The sequence below is a fragment of the Chitinophaga niastensis genome, from assembly GCF_003014755.1.
Classification (GTDB): Bacteria; Bacteroidota; Bacteroidia; order Chitinophagales; family Chitinophagaceae; genus Chitinophaga; species Chitinophaga niastensis.
The window spans coordinates 995,374-1,013,927 of the sequence record NZ_PYAW01000002.1; the positions used below are offsets into that span (position 1 = coordinate 995,374).

Sequence of the window (18,554 nt, forward strand, 5' to 3'; positions counted from 1 at the left end):
TTTTATACAACAAAAAATGAGAATTCATTTACCTAAATATCAGGTGTTAGTGTTATTCCTCTGGATACTATTGTGCGGACTACTTCCAGGGCATGTAATAGCACAGGAAACCAGTGGGGGACTGCGTGGTATGGTGAAAGACGGTACAGGACAACCACTCCCCGGAGCTATAGTAGTGGCAGTACACACCGCTTCCGGTACAACATACGGCACTGCTACCGGTGCTGATGGCCGCTACAATTTACCCGGTTTAAGAGTAGGAGGCCCTTATAGCATTGCTATAAAATTTCTGGGGATGAATACCGAAACCAGGAATATCCCGCAGGTTGCGCTGGGAGAAACACTCACCTTAAATGTAGTATTGACAGATAACACAAAATCACTCTCCGAAGTAGTAGTAAAAGGACAGAAAAAAGGACCAGCCGCTAATACCTATGGTACTGGTCAGAATATCTCCCGTGATCAGATTAATCAGTTACCTATGATCAACCGCAGCATCACTGATGTTACGAAACTGGTGCCACAGGGCTCAAAGGACAACTCTTTTGCAGGTACGAATTTCCGCTATAATAATGTGACCATTGATGGCGCTATCAATAACGATGCAATTGGGTTTAGCCCGTCAGTAGGCGGACAAACAGGTACTTCCGGCATGCCGGGGTCTTCTACCAGAACAAATCCTATTTCACTCGATGCCATTGAAGATATACAGGTATATATTGCTCCATACGATGTGAAGATCGGTAACTTCACCGGTGGTAGTATTAACGCTGTTACACGGGCAGGCACCAACGAAGTTCATGGGGCTGTATATGCCTATGGGCGCAATGCTTCCATAACCGGACCTGACCGCACAGGTACTGAATTAAATAAAAAACTGCCCGCTGCTTTTTACGACTATCAGACAGGTTTCAGGGCAGGCTTTCCTATTATGAAAAATAAGATCTTCTTTTTTACAAATGAAGAAATTACCCGCCGCCAGGAACCCGTGCTGCAGGTAGCCGGAAGCCCCGGTGCAGCCGCAGCATTAAGTTTGCAGGATGCAACAGATATCCGTGATCATAGTCTGCATGATTTGGGATTTGATCCCGGCACCTATGGCCAGTACAACAGCTACTCCCGTTCCAATAAATTTTTTAACCGCCTGGACTGGAACATCGGTACACGCAATCAATTGGCCATCCGCAACAATACTATTCATTCGGAGGCCATCAATATGGAACGTGACCAGTTTGATTTTCGTTTCGGAAGCATTGCCTACAAACAAACCAATAACCAAAGCTCTACTGTTGCAGAGTTTAAAACACGATTTAATAACCAGGTATCCAACAGCTTTGTAGCCGGTTACACAGCTATCCACGACTACCGCGATCCTACCAGTGATCCCGCATTTCCACAGGTACAGATTGTAGGCAGAACACCCGGTACTACCATCTTCCTGGGCACAGACCGTGAAGCAGCGATCTTTAATCAAAAACAACGGACCATCGAAATTACCGATAATATGGTGATCAATAAAGGCGCGCATACTATGACCTTTGGTACGCATAACGAATTATACAAGATCACCTACGGCTTTGTGAATGCGTGGAATGGCCGCGTTACTTACCAGAGTATCCATGATTTTTTAAGCAACAACCCGGAAAGGGTACAGGGCAACTATAATTATAATAATAACAACCGTGATTATATTTTATCTCATCCCGGAGCAGTATTCAACATCAATTTTTACAGTGCCTATGCACAGGATGAATACCAGGTAACAGACAAATTAAAATTTACTTACGGGTTAAGATTTGATTATGCAGATGTACCGCAGAAACAAGCGTTGAGCGAAAAAACACAAAACGCAAAAACGGATCCTTATCTCGGGAATACTTATTTGTATACGCCACTGAATAAGATCGGACAAAATTACCTGGGACAAATACAACTATCTCCCCGTTTGGGTTTCCGCTACGATTGGAGGGGCGATCAAAGCGGGATCCTGCGTGGGGGACTGGGTATGTTCACTTCCAGGATTCCGTTTGCATGGCTGGGATATGCTTATTATAACAACGGTGATACCTATGGCGCCTACGACCAGAAAACAGATGGTAACCCTCCGTATGTATTCCAGGGCAACCCATTGGTGCATGCACCCGGCAGTGCGCCCGGTATTGCGGGTTTTGCGGCTGCTAACGGACAGGAAGTTGGTAACCGGAATGCAGGTAAGACACAGATCGATGTGGTGGATAATGCTTTTAAAATGCCTAAAGTATTAAGAGGAAGTCTCGCCATTGATCTGAAGGATCAGCACGGACTGAAATATACATTGGAAGGCATTTACACTAAAACTATCAAAGATGTGAAATTTCAGCAGGTGAACCTGACGGATAATCCAACATACATGGCTTTTGATACAGCCGCCGCTTTCCGCAGACAACCTATTTTCCCCGGCCAGAATTCCTTGAATCCTAATCTGGCCAATGCGTATGAAATGAGTAATACTACATTGGGGTACCGTTATAGTCTTACCGCGCAGGTGTCGGGTAATTTTAATAACGGATTTGGATTTTCCGGAGCATACACCTACGGCCAGTCAAAAGACCTGGCCAACGGTATCCGTAATTCGATGGAATCTAACTGGCAATTGAACCAGGCACTGAACCCCAACAATCCTTCGCTGGCCAACTCCAATTTTGATATCCGGCACCGGATCGTTGTAAATGTGTCGTACCGTAAAGTATGGTCTAAAACATTTACCAGTAACTTTTCTTTGTTTATAACGGCGCAATCCGGCAGTCCCTTTACGTATGGTTTTGTAAACTACACGCCGCAGAACACGCCGCAGCAGATAGGATTGGCGTACATCCCTGCGCAAGGCGAAACAGCTAATTTTTTTGCACCTGTTTACGGAACAGATGGAAAAGTTATTGCTTCCCCGCAGCAACAGGCCGACGCATTTGATCAATTCATTGATGGTAATAAATACCTGCATTCCCGTCGTGGCAAGTTTACGGAACGCAATGAAGGACGTACTCCCTGGAATAATAATGCTGATTTTCATTTTTCACAGGAGATCTGCTTTAATGCCGGGAAGGCGAACGTATCTCCACATACGCTTACCTTTTCACTGGATATCATGAATCTGACTAACCTGATCAGCAAAGACCTGGGCAAAGTTTATTTCTCTTCCAATACCTATAACTCTACTGCCAGTGTGGGATTACAGCCTTACATTCCGGTGCGTAGTTCACAGGGATATCCACTCTATCAGTTTATAGATCCGGGAACACCATATTCTGTGGATCCGTTTGCCTCGCGCTGGCAAATGCAGCTGGGATTGAGGTATGGATTTTAATGTGTGTAAAAATCTTTTAAAAAGGCCGGGGACTTACGTTTCCGGCCTTTCTATTGTGGTTAGAAATTAACTACATCTGCAGGTGTAAACCTGTTTTTAAAAGTAAACGCAAAAGGTGTACTTCCATTATTTCTTAAATAAGTAAGCCGTTCCTGCGTATCAGCTATAGTGGGCAAATGCCCGGCAGGAACATACCACAGCCCCATGTGCATATCCGACATCTTTTCAAACCATTCCTTTTTTCTTTTGAAAATTTCTACATGATCTGATTGATAAGTGAATTGAAATAATGCATCCACATTTTTCCACACCGACAAATTGACCAGTAAATAGTCATCATCAAATATTTTTATGGAGGTGGCATTATTCTGATCATCTTTCAGTCGCCAGATAAACCCTTCACTGTTCTCTGCTATATGATTGATCCGATCCAGGTTGGCAACAAAGTCGGCCATAACCGGATTGTCAAGCGGGGCAAGCATCTTCGCTATGTTCACCTGGGCTAAATAGTATTCCATCTGTAATATTTTTAAAAATTAGTTATATTAGCTGTTATCTTTTGTAAAAGTAAAGGCAGGTGAAACATGAAACAAGAAGTTACTAAAAGGTTACTGGTAAAAAAGCAGGATGATACACTGGCAGACTATAGCTGTTCTGTGATTGCTACACTCAGAATATTTGCTACCAAATGGAAGCCATGTATTATCTGTTACCTTACAGAGGGACCACTGCGATATAACCAATTGTACAGGATCATACCGAATATCAGCAGGAAAGTGCTTTCGCAGCACTTATCAGAGCTGGAAAGGGATAACGTAATTATTCGTACACAATATGATCCTAAAAAGCAGCATGTGGAATATACGCTCTCTGAAACAGGACAATCTTTACTGCCGCTTTTAACGCAAATACAAAACTGGGGGCTAAATAATTTAACTGGCGTATTATCTATTGAGGAAATGCTCCATATACAAAGATAAAAGCGGCCTTTTGCTACAATACCAACTGACGATGCAGGCGGTTAAGCGTTTCCGCAGCATCTCCGCCACAAAAGCCCGGATGTACTTTTGATGTTTGTACCACACTGCTGCGCGTGGCCGTGAGCCAGCGAAAACGGGAAGCAATATCGAGTTTGCCAATGGGGCCTGCTTCCTTGCCACCATGGCATATTTCTACAAAGGCATCGAGGTAAGCTTTTACCTCTGCTATATCTGTATGAGGGGAAAAAGTGCGTAGCCGTTCTTCATCCAATGTGAATACTGCCTGTAAAAATCTTTGTTGTTTACAATAGAGAATCACTCCAACATTGAGAAATTCCTCACGTTCGACTCTTGGCACAATGCGTATAACGGCATACTCAAATAAGTGATTTTCTTGCATGTTGTGCTTCTTTTACAAAAATTTCGGAGCTGGAGATCCTGGATGTTAAAAATTCAATATAAACCTGTCTGTGTTCCTCTGGCGATTCGTGAGATGATCCGCTGATCAGCCATTCATCAGGGATTAAGGCCACTATGTTGCGGATGCGTTCAGGCGTAAGTATTAAACGAAACGCAGCATCCACCTTATCTATTTCGCTGGCCTGTGGCAGCAGCACATGGTCTTTCACCTGTACAAAAGGCCGTTTGGCCTGTTCTTCCCAGTTGTGCCACGAATGATGGAAATAGAGTGATGCACCATGGTCTATCAGCCATAATTCCTTGTGCCACATCAGCATATTGGTATTGCGGGGAGTACGGTCTACATTGGTGAGCAAACAGTCCAGCCATACAATCTTTGATGCCAGGTCAGGTGCTATTGTACTAACGGTGGGGTCAAAGGTGATAGCGCCCGAAAGGTAATGCAGCGCCATGTTTAAGCCCACGCTGGCTTTGAGCAGGTCCTGTATTTCTTCATCAGGTTCGGTACGGCCAAAGGCGCTGTCCAGTTCGGCAAATACCAGTTCCGGTACCTTCAAACCTACTGCCCTTGCTATTTCGCCACCAATCAATTCGGCGATGAGTGCTTTCACACCCTGTCCTGCGCCGCGAAACTTAAGTACATACAAAAAACCATCATCTGCTTCTGCAATAGCAGGGAGCGAGCCGCCTTCACGCAACGGCGTTACATAGCGGATCACCTGGACAGTCCTGAGTTGCAATTGAATATCATCTATCATTAGTATTCGGTGTTTATATCATCTCCGGAAAAAGATAACCGGAAAATTAGATCAATTTTTTAAGAAATTTGCTATAAATGATCTGTCACGATGCCTAAAAAGAACAAAATAGCTTTTTATGATGCCCCGGCATTCACCGCCAGGTTTATGTTATAGGGGAGCTAAAGACGATATTAAAAGGCCTGTTCTGGCAGTCATCGGTCACGTTGCAGTATACCAGGGCAAAGGGGAACATATTGCCATGCCTGGCCCACAAGAGAGCTTAATGCACAACACGGTTATCATTAATAAGATATTTTCTGATGTGGATAATGAGTAATCCGTTTAAGCTAAATCCACAAAACCGGGAACACAAAGAAAGGCTTCAGGTATAACAACTTTAAGTCTTCCAATTTTCTGTAACCTCAGGAATAGTTTACGATTGAATTGAAATACGGTTATTTAAATCTACCTGATCAACACTGTCAGCATTTTCTGCTGCGCCATGCACGAATATCAATCTTCACCTGACCAGTTCCCGTCTCTTACAAAAAATAAAAAATGTAAAAAGAATTGGGTGTTAATTTTTTTTATTTATATTTATTAGAGTTATTGTATTGAGATATGCTTAAAGTGTTTAGTTGACCAACTCTTATATACAATAAAAGATAAACCAAAATTTGAACTAACAACGGGTCCCTCGGCGAATTTGCAGTAATTGTACTTTATGTGTTAACCTAGTACCCTTTAAGTAATTATAATGCGAAAGAATCATTAATACTTATGATCTATTCAAAAAACAACAGCAGTTGCGCTAGAGATAGTGTGCGGATTCCTCATTGGCTACCAGAAAATAAATCACATGTTAGTAATATCTACCTCAAAAAAAGGACACTATTGTTTGTGTCTGTTTTCATTATTGTTTTTTTACTGAGTACTGTTAATACAGTGGCCCAAATTTCTATTAGCGGAAGGATAGTTGAAAAAGAAGAGAAAGGAATAAGTTTTGCCTCAGTAGAATGTCAGGAAGATTCAACAGTTTTATGTGTTGCCGTTTCGGATGAACAGGGTTATTATCATCTTATCTGCAATACTTCTTTTCCCCGTATGATGATTATAAAAGTAAGCAGGATAGGGTTTGTTAAAAAACAACGCGTGATAGAACCAGGAAGAGATCTTAAAGATACGGTCCTGGGTAATATCATATTGATAAGGGATTCAACCACCACACTTACAGGGGTAACTGTAAAAGCGCAACGACCTTTGTTTGAAAAGAAATCTGATCGCTTTGTTTTTAATTTAAATGGTAATCCCTTATTGTCGGGAAACAATGCCTGGGATATACTTAGACATGTTCCTCTCGTAAGTGCAAATGACCTTGGCGCCTTGTTTATTGCAGGCAAAAAAAATACAGTCGTATATATTAATGGCCGTAAAAATCTTATGGGACAGGAAGCGCTTTATTACCTCCTTAAAAATATGCCTGCTGATAATATCGCGAAGGTTGAAGTAATCACCAACCCTTCCAGTCTTTTTGATGCAGGCGACGGCGCCGGAATTATCAATATTGTTTTAAAGAAACCCGATACAGATGGCCTGCAAGGCCGGGTTTCTGTTACAGATGAACAGGCTGCTTACAACACCCAGCGTACCTTTAATAATATCAGTTACCGCCACGGCAAAATAGGGGCCTCTTTAAATGTCTGGGGCAATAGGATGAAGCACCTGAGAACAGAACATACAGCCGTATTATATAAAAAAAATAACGATGAAAATCTGAATGATATCACCCGGATTCAACCTAAAAATTTCTATGGTGGTACATTACAGTTAAATTATGACATCAATGCGAAACAAACTGCCGGGCTGATCATCAATACTATCAATAATGATCAGCATCACCGCGACTTTACCAGTACCCTTTACCGGCAAAAGGGGAGCGACCATGTGGACTCTTCTCTACAAACACAAACGCTTTCACAACTTAAGGGTCATTCTACCAATATTAATTTTAACTATCAGTTCAATATCGATTCCTTGGGAGGTTACTTAAGTGTGGATGTAGATTATTTTAATTATTATGATTTTATACAACAGGAAAATAAAATACGTACCAATAATAATTTCATTTCCAGGTTACCTCAGAAAATTGACAACTTATCCTGGAAAATTGACTACAAGTACGCTTTTAATGAAAACACTGACATCACTGCCGGTATTAAATATTTTAATACAAAGTCTGATAACAACCTGTTCTTTGGCTTGTGGAATACCGATACTTATAAACAGGACAGCACCAGGAGCAACCATTATAGATACCAGGAGCAGATCAACGCTGCTTTCGCTTCCTTACGCAAAAAATGGAATAGTAAATGGGAAACAACTGTTGGCCTGAGAGCTGAGAATACAAACATAGAAGGAGTTACAGTAAATCTCAATCAATCTTTTCGTAAAAAATACTGGAGTGTATTTCCTTCGTTGTTTATAAATTTTACACCTGCTGCCAACCACCAGTTTGCCTATAGCATTACTAATCATATTGGTCGCCCTGATTTCAATATACTCAACCCATTCCGCTTTTATACCAGCGCTGACATTTATGCAGAGGGAAACCCTTTCCTTCAGGCAGCTAAAGTAATTACACAGGAGCTTTCCTATACCTTATCGGGAAAGTATGTTTTTTTATTGAATCATAAATTCAGCCGGGATGATTATGACCAGTTTATTATTACGGATTCCGGCAATAATACCATGAAATATCAGTATTTCAATTTCGGGCAAAGTAATGACTATACACTCACCTCTTCCATTGCCCAATCATTTTGCAATGGTATAATTGAATCCAATTTTTCATTCACACTTGGATACAGGAAATATCAGGGAGCTGTACCCGGGCAGTATATAAACCGTGGTGCAATGTATGGCAGTGCCTATCTGGATAATACAATTTACATATCAAAGGAAAAAAAGCTGACGGGATACGTTGTATTCAGTTATAATACGCCGCAGGAAACAAGCATGGGCAAGGCAGGGCAAAGCGCAGCGCTGGAAATAAGTATCCGGAAAAAAATAAAGCAGTTCACCTTCACACTATTCTCCATTGACTTGTTGAATACCTCTGTACCCAGTACTGTATTTGATAATGACTATTCTCATAACCGGATCAAACAGGGAAATGATACCCGTGTACTAGGAATGGTAGTGAGTTATGGATTTGGAAATAAAAAAATGAAAACTGTGAAAAGCCGCAATACATCCAACCAGGAAATTATTGACCGGTCTTCACATTAAAAATATTGTTGCGCAACATAGGCGGTACCTGAAAAGCCTGATATTAAATAGAGTAAGGGTAATTGCAAATAAATATGGAAAATAAAAAACTCGAGGAATTACTGTCCTCACTCGAATCTATTGCAGAAAATCAACAAGGTATGTTAACTGGAGGCTTTGCTGCTATTCAGGCATCATCTGCAGTAGTCACTCTTGCCCCCCCTACGAATAACTGTAATGGTGGTAACTGTGCTGCTCATTGTGGTGTATGAGCATAGCTGTAATTCAATGATGATATCAGGACAAGGCTAAGCCCATGTCCTGATATCTTTTCCGGTATCCCTTTTTATAACCGTTAAACCCAGTTCAAATATGAAATATAGCCAGTTTAATACTGTTCTTCCATACAGTGATAAGATGCTGTTATATAATTCTTTTTCAAACCAGTTTTTAATTTTAGAACCCCTTTTAAAGGATTTATTATTTGCAGCTAAAGCGGAAGACATCGATGAATTAAGAAATGTGCACGCCACATTCTTTCAGGCCCTGATAGACGGTGGCTATTTAGTGGAAAATGAGCGGGATGAAGTAGAGGAAGTAAAGAAAGTAAGTCGTAAAACAGACCTTGATCAATCTGATTACAGACTTACCATCAATCCAACCATGAACTGTAATTTTAAATGCTGGTACTGCTATGAAACGCATATCAAGAGTTCCAGGATGAATGAGGATATTATTGAAAGGACAAATATTTTCATCAGCAATCTTGTATCCACCAGCCGTTCCCTGAAAAGAATTAATCTATCCTGGTTTGGCGGAGAACCATTGCTATATTTCTATGATATTGTGCAGCCTATTATGGAGCATTTCAATAAGGCATGCGCTGCGCATGATATTGCCGGTTCCATTACATTTACAACCAATGGCTTTCTGATCAATGAAAAGATGATAAAAATATTTGAAAAAGAGAAAGCTGCTCATTTTCAGATAACAATGGATGGTTTTGGTGAAGATCATGATAAAATACGGTATGTATCCGAAACGAGAGGCTCGTACAAGGAAATTATTCACAATATAAAATTGCTGATACGTAATAAGTTCAATGTTACTATGCGCATTAATTATACTGCTGATAACATTTTAAATTGCGATAGGATCATCGAAGATCTGATGGATCTTGATCAGGTGGATAAGAGCTATATGCTAGTTGATTTTCATAAAGTATGGCAGGAAACAGATGCTAATGCTGACCTTCATTTTATGCAAAAGGCTGATAATTTCCGTAATGCCGGATTTAGAGTATCCTCCCATCTTTCTCCAAATAATGTCCGCGATTCCTGCTATGCTGATAAATTAAACAGTGCGGTGATTAATTATAACGGAGAGGTGTTTAAATGCACTGCCAGGGATTTTACCACCGGTAAGAGAGAGGGATATATTAATGAATCCGGTGAAATAATTTGGGAAAAGGGTTCTCCCACAAGACGTATGGAGGCAAAATTTCATAATAAGCCTTGTCTGTCTTGCCGCATTTTACCACTATGCAATGGGGGATGTTCACAACATGCGATAGAACATCTTAACCTGGAAGACTATTGCGTATATTCCTTTGATGAAAAGGAAAAAGATAAAGTGGTACTTAATAAGTTCAAGGAAATAACTGCCGTACATTAAATGAAATTCCCTTTCTATCACCAGCTCGAGTCCATTGATTGTGGTCCTTCCTGCCTGCGCATGGTTGCTGCCTATTATAAAAAACATATCAGCTTGCAGGAATTGAAAACTTATTGCCAGGCAACGCGTGTAGGCATAACGCTTCAGGATATAGTAGCAGGGGCTACCCGGGCGGGGTTCCATTCATTTCCGGTAAAAATCACGATGGCGGAATTGCTTAAAATTCCGCTTCCTGCTATTTTGTTCTGGCGGCAGGAGCACTATGTAGTGCTCTATAAAATCCACCAGCAACGTAACGGTAAGAAAATATTTCATATTGCAGATCCGGGTTATGGCAAGATTCAGCTGGGGGAAGAGATTTTTTTAAAAGACTGGCAGGGAGACGAAGAAAAAGGAGTAGCGCTTATCCTGCAACCAGGAAACGAGTTTGCCAATAAAAAAGAAGAGGTATCCAGGTTGAAGAGCAGCTATGGTGAGGCTGTTACTGCCTTTGGTAGAATCCTGAATAAATATCGCTGGAATTTTTCAATTGCTTGTATCCTTTTTGCGCTGGCAATGGTCACCAATTGGGCTGCTCCATTATTATTCCAGCGAATGATTGATCAGGGCGTCATGTTAAAAAACATGCATATCGTATGGTTGATCATCCTGTCCCAGCTGATTCTATTTATTGGCAATTGTATCTTCGACAGCCTAAGCTCTGTTGTTTTGGTAAAACTGAACTTTAACATCAGCATCGGTTACCTGTCGCAATTTCTTCAGAAGCTGATCAGGTTGCCGGTTAGTTTTTTTGATACCAGGTTAAACACAGACTTGATTCAGCGGATAGACGACCAGGAAAGAATTCAAAGTTTTCTCACATACCGGCTGATACAATTCATCTTCGCTATTTTTAACCTGCTGGCTTTCTCCGCCATTTTGATTTATTTTAACAGGACGATCTTCGGTGTATTTTTATTATGTACACTCACCGCTGTAATCTGGATTGTTTTATTTCTTGGTAAAAGAAAGATATTGGATTATTCAAGATTTTCTTTATTGTCTGAGAATAAGAACAATGTTTATGAGCTTATCATGGGCATGCCCGAAATAAAGATTAATAATGCACAAACTGCAAAAATTCACCAGTGGAAACATATTCAACTGAAGATAAATAAAATAATTCTCCAGGCGCTTTACCTGAATTATTACCAACTTATAGGAGTAAATTTTATCAATAAGTTAAGAGATATTATTATAACAGGCATTTGCGCATGGATGGTCATAAATAACCAGATGACCATCGGTATTATGATGAGCATCAGTTTTGTAATCGGTCAATTAAGCGGTCCTGTAATGCAGATAATTGAATGTATACGGAGTATACAGGACGCGAAGCTTTCTCATGAAAGGATTGATGAGATACAAAAAAAAGAAGATGAGAATAATGCTTCAAAAATTATCCCCGCGGTAACCCACTATGGAATTAAGTTGAATAACATATCCTTCAAATACGATGGTAGTTTCAATCCTTATATTATCTCAAATCTAAGTTTGTTTGTTCCTAAAGGTAAAATTACAGCCATTGTGGGCAGTAGCGGCAGTGGCAAAACCACATTGATGAAACTGATGCTTGCCTTTTATAATCCTCAGCAAGGGGATATCCTGGTAGATAAAGTAAAATTGAGCGATATTAATACTGATGAATGGAGAAAAAAATGCGGTGTAGTGATGCAGGATGGTTGGATATACAGTGGCACTATTGCCAATAATATTGCCATTGCAGACGAAAATCCGGATATGAAGAAATTAGAGCTGGCAGCTGAAATAGCTTGTATCAAGGATTTTATTCATCATCTTCCTTTAAAATATAACACGAAGATCGGGAAGTCCGGTATTGAGCTGAGTGGCGGACAGAAACAGCGCATCCTCATTGCGAGGGCTGTTTATAAAGACCCTGAGTTAATGTTCTTTGATGAGGCTACAAGTAGCCTGGATGCAAAGAACGAGAAAGAGATCATGGACAATTTAAACGCATTCTTCAGGAACCGCACAGTGGTTATCATTGCTCATCGGCTGAGCACAGTTAAGCATGCCGATCAGATTATTGTTCTGGAGAAAGGAAAAATAATAGAAACTGGTGATCATGAATCCCTTGCCATACAAAAAGGGTTCTACTATGAGTTGGTAAAAAATCAACTGGAACTCGGGCATTGATAAGTTTTTTAAGGTCTTGCCTGGTGGCTGAATGAGAAAGGCCGCATAAATCGTAAGATTTATGCGGCTTTAGCTTTAAATGAAACAGATGAATTTTTAATCGCGCCAAGCGGAATTGAAATTCCCATCCACCTCGCAAGTATTTGCGGAATTATGTTTTTTTATATCGATAGAAAAATTTTATCCAGGATGTGAACAGATGCTATAATGATTTACCCAAAAAATCAGCATAGGCAGTGGTAGCCTTGGTTATAGCGGCAGCGGTAGTTTTATTGGTATTGTTAAACAGTTTTGTTTCGATGATTACCTTTTGCGTTTGTTCCGTACGTTTCCAGGTGCCGGCTATTTGTCCATCTATTACTATGGTTGGTTTAAAAATGCCATAACCTGTTTCTTCTATGTATTCCGGCCGGAGTATATCATTCCGGTCTTTATAGGCAACGGCATATTCATCATAGGAAGGTAGCAGGTAAGTGGTAGGTGTTTGTTTAGATGAGAATTTGGTATCGGCGGCCAACCAATATGCCTGGCCATTTACTACCATATGCGCCAACTGTTTTTTATTCAGTTCAATACCTTTTTTGGCGTCACTGATACTTAATCCGCTCCACCATGCAAGATCCTGCAAGGTTGCCGGTCCTCTGCTGAGGAAATATCTTTTGGATAATTCTGCAATGGCGGCATCTGTATCAATTAATTTAATGACGGGCGCTCTTTCTTCCAGCAGGGCATAAGTAAACTGTTTGCCTTGCCGCGGGCCGCTGCAGATAAGTCCGTCCAGTTCTGCATCCATGATCAGGAAGCTGATCCGGATATCATCTGTATTGATCTTTGCTTTTTTTAATAATACCAACAAGGCGGTGCGGGTAAGTTGTTTGTTGTTGGTTAATGCGGTGGTAATAATTTTTTTGCTGCGTTTGAGATCATTGTCGGTGATCTCCAGTTTAGCGTGTAGCCGTTTATTAAATGCTTTTATTTTAGGTGCTGTTAGTTGCAGCATCCAGCCAATATCTGCCGGTGTTACAAAATGCCAGGTGGGGCGCAGGATATGTGTACGAAGGATCTTTCCGTCGTTGAAGTCCTTTTCTATAGCCGCATCCGTTATACCTTTTATACGGTTGCCGATGCCCCATTTAGCGCCGGCAAAGTCCTGTGCCTGTATACAACCCATCCATCCCACCAACGCAGAAGGGTCTGTAAAATGTGAATCAACCATCTGCTGGTGAAAAAGGCGTTGATGAGCTATATCCTTGCTGGTCATATATTCAGGTGTTGTTTGAATACAAAGCTAACCCGGAGGTGTGACAACAGTATGTCAGTTGTAAAACAGGGCTAGGAGATTATTTCCAGCACCTCCAGCAGCCGGTCTTTGAGTAGTGTTTTTAAAGATGCCGGTTCTATAATAGAAGCCTGATCGGCAAAAGTGATGTACCACCTGGAAAAGGCTTCTATGCAGGGAGCGTTGAAAGTTAGGCGGGTATGGGTTTTGCCCTGTTTCTCGCTCACAAATCCATAGTTGAACTTTTGTTCCTGCAGGTAGCGTACCATCTCATTTTTTACGTCGATAACTGCCGGGAAAGAATGCTGTTGTTCCTTTTCCTTCTTTTCCAGGTACTCACTGAGGGAGGGGTGTTGCTTGTGGAAAGGCTTATTGGTAAAGGATATTGAAAAGATACGTTCCATCCTGAAATGACGATACACTTTTTGCAGATGACAAAATGCGATGGCATTCCAGGTACCGTGTTCATGGAAAATACCGATGGGTTCAATATCTCTTTCGGTGGTACCTTCTTCAGATGCATACTGCAAGTGGAGTGTTTTTTTCTCCCCTACGGCTTTAATAAGCTGGGGAAGGGTATCGTTTACCAGGTAATTATGTTCGGAGTTTTTATGTTTTACGGTAATGCTCTCTTCCAGGTCTTCGAGTACTTTCTTTTGTGCATTGCGTAAAACGGCCTTCACCTTGAACATGGCAGATTTGAATCTTTCGCTGTTTTGAAGGTCTGCATGATTTTCAAGGATTTTTTCTGCCATTAAAAAGGCAATCACTTCTTCTTCTGTAAACATCACCGGTGGCAGGCGATAGCCTTCCATAATGGAATAGCCGAGTCCTTTTTCGCCTATCACCGGTACCCCGGCCTGTTCCAGGGAGCGGATGTCGCGGTACACAGTACGTAAACTGATATCAAAGCGATCGGCCATTTCCTGAGCCAGTACCAGCTTCTTTGATTGCAGATGGATCAGGATAGCGGTTAAGCGGTCAAAACGGTTCATGATGCGGTTAATTGGTACGGTCGTTGGAATAGTATAACAGCGCCGAATTTAAGCCTTTTTAAGGGCAAAAGAATTGATCGGGGAAGATGCCCGGTTTATTTTTTCAGGCTTACATTGAGCTCCTGCAGTTTTTCTTCCTTATCAAAACGGTTGAACTGAACAGCTACCCTGTAACTGTTATGGTAGTAGTCTGATTCATCTTCCTCATAATAAGGCTTCTTAGGATCTCCATGGGCATTCTTAGGACCAAATAGTTGCTGCTGCCGTTTGCCGTTATCTTCCCATTGTAATCCGAATGGCAACAGGAGCGGTTTTTCAGGAACTTCAGGCTGGGAAAAAATATTATAGGCTTCAGGTTTGGAAAAAATAATATGGTCGAGGTAAAGCGGACCATCACCTACCGGGTTTTTAATACGGAAATCTTCCGGATTAAAATTGTGGCTGCCATCAGGATCGCTCCGGCGCAATTTCTCTGCCTGCTCCGGATAATCCCTTTCAAATACTAATGTAATACCCCGGTATCTGAAGTAGACCTGCTTCTTTTTATCCAGCTTTTTATCTGGTAAACTTAGATCGGGTAACTGGTGTATATCTATTTCCTGCGCTTCTAAAAACGCCAGCAGATCAGGATGATTAGAAGAATATCCCAGGTATTTTATGAGTTTATCACCATTCATGTTTTTGGGTCATTATAGTTATCCTTAATAAATTACATTTGCATCCGCATTTCAATGGACTTTCACAAAGTAAAGATAAAAGTACATGACCAATGCATAAAAACAATTTGATCTCTAATTTAAGCATGCATGAAACACCTGTTCCCCTTTTTGTTATTGAGTGTTAGCCTGGCCACCACCAGCTTCGCACAATCCGGCGATGAATCCCTGATAAAGAAAAACGTGAGTGACACCATTTTACAAAACCGTACGCTCACGGTGCCCGACCCTTTTGACGGACAAAAAGCTTTGCTACAGCTCTTTCCGGGTAAACATTATAAATTGGTGAGAAAAGATTACACCAATGAATTAATCAACTGGGAATGTAAAACCTGCAAGACTAAAATATACCCGGATGTGAATGAAGATGCCAATGGGGCCTTTCCTTATGAAGGGGGCGTAGCTACCCGTTTAATGAATGTGATGGATTTCAAAGATTCGTCGGGTATGCAATATAAGGTCATCAGCTTTAACCATTCTGCGTTTGATGAAGACGGTGCGCAGACTTCCCGTTTTACAGGTGGCTTGCTGGGGCTGGCAAAATTTGTTTTAACCGATAGTGGCTGGAAGCTAAGAATGTTTCAGCCAGCCATTGGGGCCTATGGTGCATTTTCGCAATGCCCGCACCCCAAACCTTTGCTGATTGGGCAGGACCAGTATGCCTTTATGATCAAGCACAGCAATGGCGGTGGTGGCGGCCCTTTTGACGGTGCTTATTTCCTGATTGCCGGCGCCAATGGTAGCTACCAGCAGGTAATGGCGGCTTATGGTATCGAAAAAACAGTTGATAGTGACCAACCAGACCTGTGTTCCTGGACAAGCGAATACAGCGTGCCGATGAGCGATAAAAAATATTTCCGGGATATTGTCATCACCATAAAAGGAATTTACAAATCTACCGATATCGAAAGTTTACCTGCTGAAATCCAAAGCCTGGTAAAGGGTAAGAAGAAAGGCAAGTTTACTATAGAACAACGATACGTGTATAAAGGCAGTAAAGGTTATGAATTGCAGTTGCCGGTAAAGGCAGCGGTGAATTAACTCACACATCATACAAGACAAAGCAGGCACGGATATACATCGGTGCCTGCTTCGTTTTGTATGATATTTTCCGGAAAGATTTGGAAGGGAAAACTGTGGGGCTTAACCTAAAAAGAAAGCTGCTTAATTTTTATCCGTCAGGGCCTGGATAAATGCAATGATATCTTTGGTTTCCTGTGATGAAAGTCCCAGCGGTTTGCCGGATAATGTTTGATCAGGAATAACCAGCCCCAGGCCAGCGCCACCACCTGCGTTGTAAAATTCCATTACCTTTTCCAGGTCCTTAAAGACGCCATTATGCATGTAAGGTGCTGTCATCGCTGCATTTCGAACGGTTGGTGTTTTAAAAGCACCCTGATAAAAACTAATGGAGAAGAAATCAAATCTTCCGGCGTCATTATCTTTTTGAGGATGCTGAAAATTATCATTTGCAGTAAGCCCTGTATTTTCATATTCTGTGAGCTGATATAGCGGAGGTGTTAGTCCATTGAAAAGCGGTGCAAAATGACAGGTGCCGCATTGTGCTTTCCCCATAAATAAATTGAACCCGTTTATTTGCTGTGGCGTTAATGCATTTTTATTGCCGGCAAAATAATCGTCCAATGGAGCGCTCATAGGAGCCAGGGTATTGATGAATGCTGCAATAGCAACAGATAAATTTTGCATGGTAACCGCATCTTCTGTAGCAGGGAATGCCTGTTTAAATGCCTGCTGATAACCAATACTATCTTTGATCCTGCCAATCACCACCTGGTGTATACCATTCATTTCCGTTGGGTTACGGATCACATTTTCTATCTGTCCGGTAAGATTTTTTTCTCTGCCATCCCAAAACTGTGCATACTGAAAGCCCGCATAATACAGGCTGGGTGCATTTCTCTTAACATGACTTTTCCCATCAAATGCAATGCTGGTTGGAAGGCCATCACTGAAGTATTTCTCCGGCTGATGGCAGGTGGCACAATTCCGGTGCAGGTTTCCGGATAGTGCTTTTTCGAAAAAGAGTTTTTTGCCTAATGCTACCAGCGGTTTGTTAGTGGGTAAAGCATTTGGGAAAGCCGTAGGGTTCAGTGCATTTTTACTGAATAAATTTTTAGCATCGTAATTTAAGGCGCTCCTGGTATGTAAGTATAGGTGCCGTGCCTGTATGAGTATACTAAGGTTTTCCTGCAATGGTAAGGCGAAGTCAGATAAAAATTCGAGCCGGTTAAAGGTGTCAAAATCCGGATGTTGCTGCAGGTATTGTATACATTGCGCGAGTCCTTCGGATACGCGTTTGGTTGCAGGGTCTGTTGCCTGCAAAAAAGGTTGTAAGCAGTATTGAATAGCTGTCATAGCCTGATACGCTTCCTGGATACCGCTTTTCAGTTCCGGCGCATCGTAGCCGGTAATGCTCAGTGTATAAATACGTACCAGTTCCAGCCGGAGGCTTTCCATGATTTCTTTGTCGGTGGCCGTAAACTGGTACAACAATGCACCAAGATCTTTTGAAGAAGAGGTGATTACCGCTGTCTGTGCCAGTAATTCCTCTTTTTTAGAAAAGGGATCTTTATCAAAGAGCAGTGCGGCTATTTGCTGGAGACCGGTGGGCTCCTGGTATTCCATGTAAGGTTCTTCCACTTCTATTTTGGGAGGTCTGTTATACACTAAAGACGAACTATAAAAGAAGTAGTCCATGAAACACTCCATCTTTTTATATTCCTGGCGGCATGCTCTCAGTGCATTTTTTGCGGAGGTGATGCTTTGGGGTTGATGCGCATCCATAGCGCTGATAGCATCCTGTAATTTCAGGGCAGCCGCCGCAAAAGTTGCGGAACCTGCCCTGAAATATTCAACTGTATTTGTAAGACCAATATTATCCTGCGTTGGCTTCAGTGTCCATGCCATACATAACACAGACAAA

The 18,554-nt window shown here is 41.5% G+C and carries 15 protein-coding genes; 8 read left to right on the forward strand and 7 right to left on the reverse strand.

What is annotated here, in order from left to right:
* Nucleotides 1–16: 16 nt before the first annotated feature.
* Complete coding sequence (locus tag CLV51_RS12645; protein WP_106528391.1) at nt 17–3,343, forward strand: TonB-dependent receptor; 3,327 nt, start codon at nt 17–19, stop codon at nt 3,341–3,343.
* Nucleotides 3,344–3,402: 59 nt separating this feature from the next.
* On the opposite strand, the gene CLV51_RS12650 is transcribed toward CLV51_RS12645, so the two are convergent.
* Nucleotides 3,403–3,861, reverse strand: coding sequence for a DUF3291 domain-containing protein (locus CLV51_RS12650; protein WP_106528392.1), 459 nt, complete (start codon nt 3,859–3,861; stop codon nt 3,403–3,405).
* 66 nt (nt 3,862–3,927) lie between these two features.
* Here CLV51_RS12650 and CLV51_RS12655 point away from each other — a divergent pair, with 66 nt between their 5' ends.
* Entirely contained in the window at nt 3,928–4,323 is a 396-nt protein-coding gene (locus CLV51_RS12655; RefSeq protein ID WP_106528393.1) for a winged helix-turn-helix transcriptional regulator, read from the forward strand.
* 13 nt (nt 4,324–4,336) lie between these two features.
* Here the strand turns inward: CLV51_RS12655 and CLV51_RS12660 are convergent, their stop codons facing one another.
* Nucleotides 4,337–4,723: a DUF3037 domain-containing protein gene (locus tag CLV51_RS12660; protein WP_106528394.1), complete on the reverse strand. Its 387-nt coding sequence runs from the start codon at nt 4,721–4,723 to the stop codon at nt 4,337–4,339.
* Nucleotides 4,701–5,501, reverse strand: a complete 801-nt coding sequence (locus CLV51_RS12665) for a HipA family kinase (protein WP_106528395.1) — start codon at nt 5,499–5,501, stop codon at nt 4,701–4,703. The genes CLV51_RS12660 and CLV51_RS12665 overlap by 23 nt, the downstream gene beginning before the upstream one ends.
* A 118-nt stretch (nt 5,502–5,619) precedes the next feature.
* Here CLV51_RS12665 and CLV51_RS12670 point away from each other — a divergent pair, with 118 nt between their 5' ends.
* The 5 genes from CLV51_RS12670 to CLV51_RS12685 all read left to right on the forward strand — a co-directional run bounded on the left by CLV51_RS12670 (nt 5,620) and on the right by CLV51_RS12685 (nt 12,620).
* A complete protein-coding gene (locus CLV51_RS12670) occupies nt 5,620–5,820 on the forward strand; it encodes a hypothetical protein (protein WP_106528396.1) in 201 nt (66 codons plus the stop codon).
* Between the two features lie 563 nt (nt 5,821–6,383).
* Nucleotides 6,384–8,771, forward strand: a complete 2,388-nt coding sequence (locus tag CLV51_RS12675; protein WP_158266989.1) for a TonB-dependent receptor domain-containing protein — start codon at nt 6,384–6,386, stop codon at nt 8,769–8,771.
* 74 nt (nt 8,772–8,845) lie between these two features.
* Nucleotides 8,846–9,022 (forward strand): hypothetical protein, encoded by a 177-nt coding sequence (locus CLV51_RS29115; RefSeq protein WP_158266990.1) that lies wholly within the window; start codon nt 8,846–8,848, stop codon nt 9,020–9,022.
* Between the two features lie 100 nt (nt 9,023–9,122).
* A complete protein-coding gene (locus CLV51_RS12680) occupies nt 9,123–10,424 on the forward strand; it encodes a radical SAM/SPASM domain-containing protein (protein ID WP_106528398.1) in 1,302 nt (433 codons plus the stop codon).
* A complete protein-coding gene (locus tag CLV51_RS12685; protein ID WP_106528399.1) occupies nt 10,425–12,620 on the forward strand; it encodes a peptidase domain-containing ABC transporter in 2,196 nt (731 codons plus the stop codon).
* A gap of 202 nt (nt 12,621–12,822) precedes the next feature.
* On the opposite strand, the gene CLV51_RS12690 is transcribed toward CLV51_RS12685, so the two are convergent.
* From CLV51_RS12690 to CLV51_RS12700, 3 genes are all read right to left on the reverse strand, one after another.
* A complete protein-coding gene (locus tag CLV51_RS12690; RefSeq protein ID WP_106528400.1) occupies nt 12,823–13,881 on the reverse strand; it encodes a winged helix DNA-binding domain-containing protein in 1,059 nt (352 codons plus the stop codon).
* Between the two features lie 71 nt (nt 13,882–13,952).
* A complete protein-coding gene (locus CLV51_RS12695) occupies nt 13,953–14,894 on the reverse strand; it encodes a helix-turn-helix transcriptional regulator (RefSeq protein WP_106528401.1) in 942 nt (313 codons plus the stop codon).
* 95 nt (nt 14,895–14,989) lie between these two features.
* A complete protein-coding gene (locus CLV51_RS12700) occupies nt 14,990–15,571 on the reverse strand; it encodes a hypothetical protein (protein ID WP_106528402.1) in 582 nt (193 codons plus the stop codon).
* Between the two features lie 129 nt (nt 15,572–15,700).
* Between CLV51_RS12700 and CLV51_RS12705 the strand changes: the two genes are divergently transcribed.
* Nucleotides 15,701–16,651: a hypothetical protein gene (locus tag CLV51_RS12705; RefSeq protein ID WP_106528403.1), complete on the forward strand. Its 951-nt coding sequence runs from the start codon at nt 15,701–15,703 to the stop codon at nt 16,649–16,651.
* Nucleotides 16,652–16,774: 123 nt separating this feature from the next.
* Here the strand turns inward: CLV51_RS12705 and CLV51_RS12710 are convergent, their stop codons facing one another.
* Nucleotides 16,775–18,538, reverse strand: coding sequence for a cytochrome-c peroxidase (locus CLV51_RS12710; protein WP_106528815.1), 1,764 nt, complete (start codon nt 18,536–18,538; stop codon nt 16,775–16,777).
* Between the last annotated feature and the right edge of the window lie 16 nt (nt 18,539–18,554).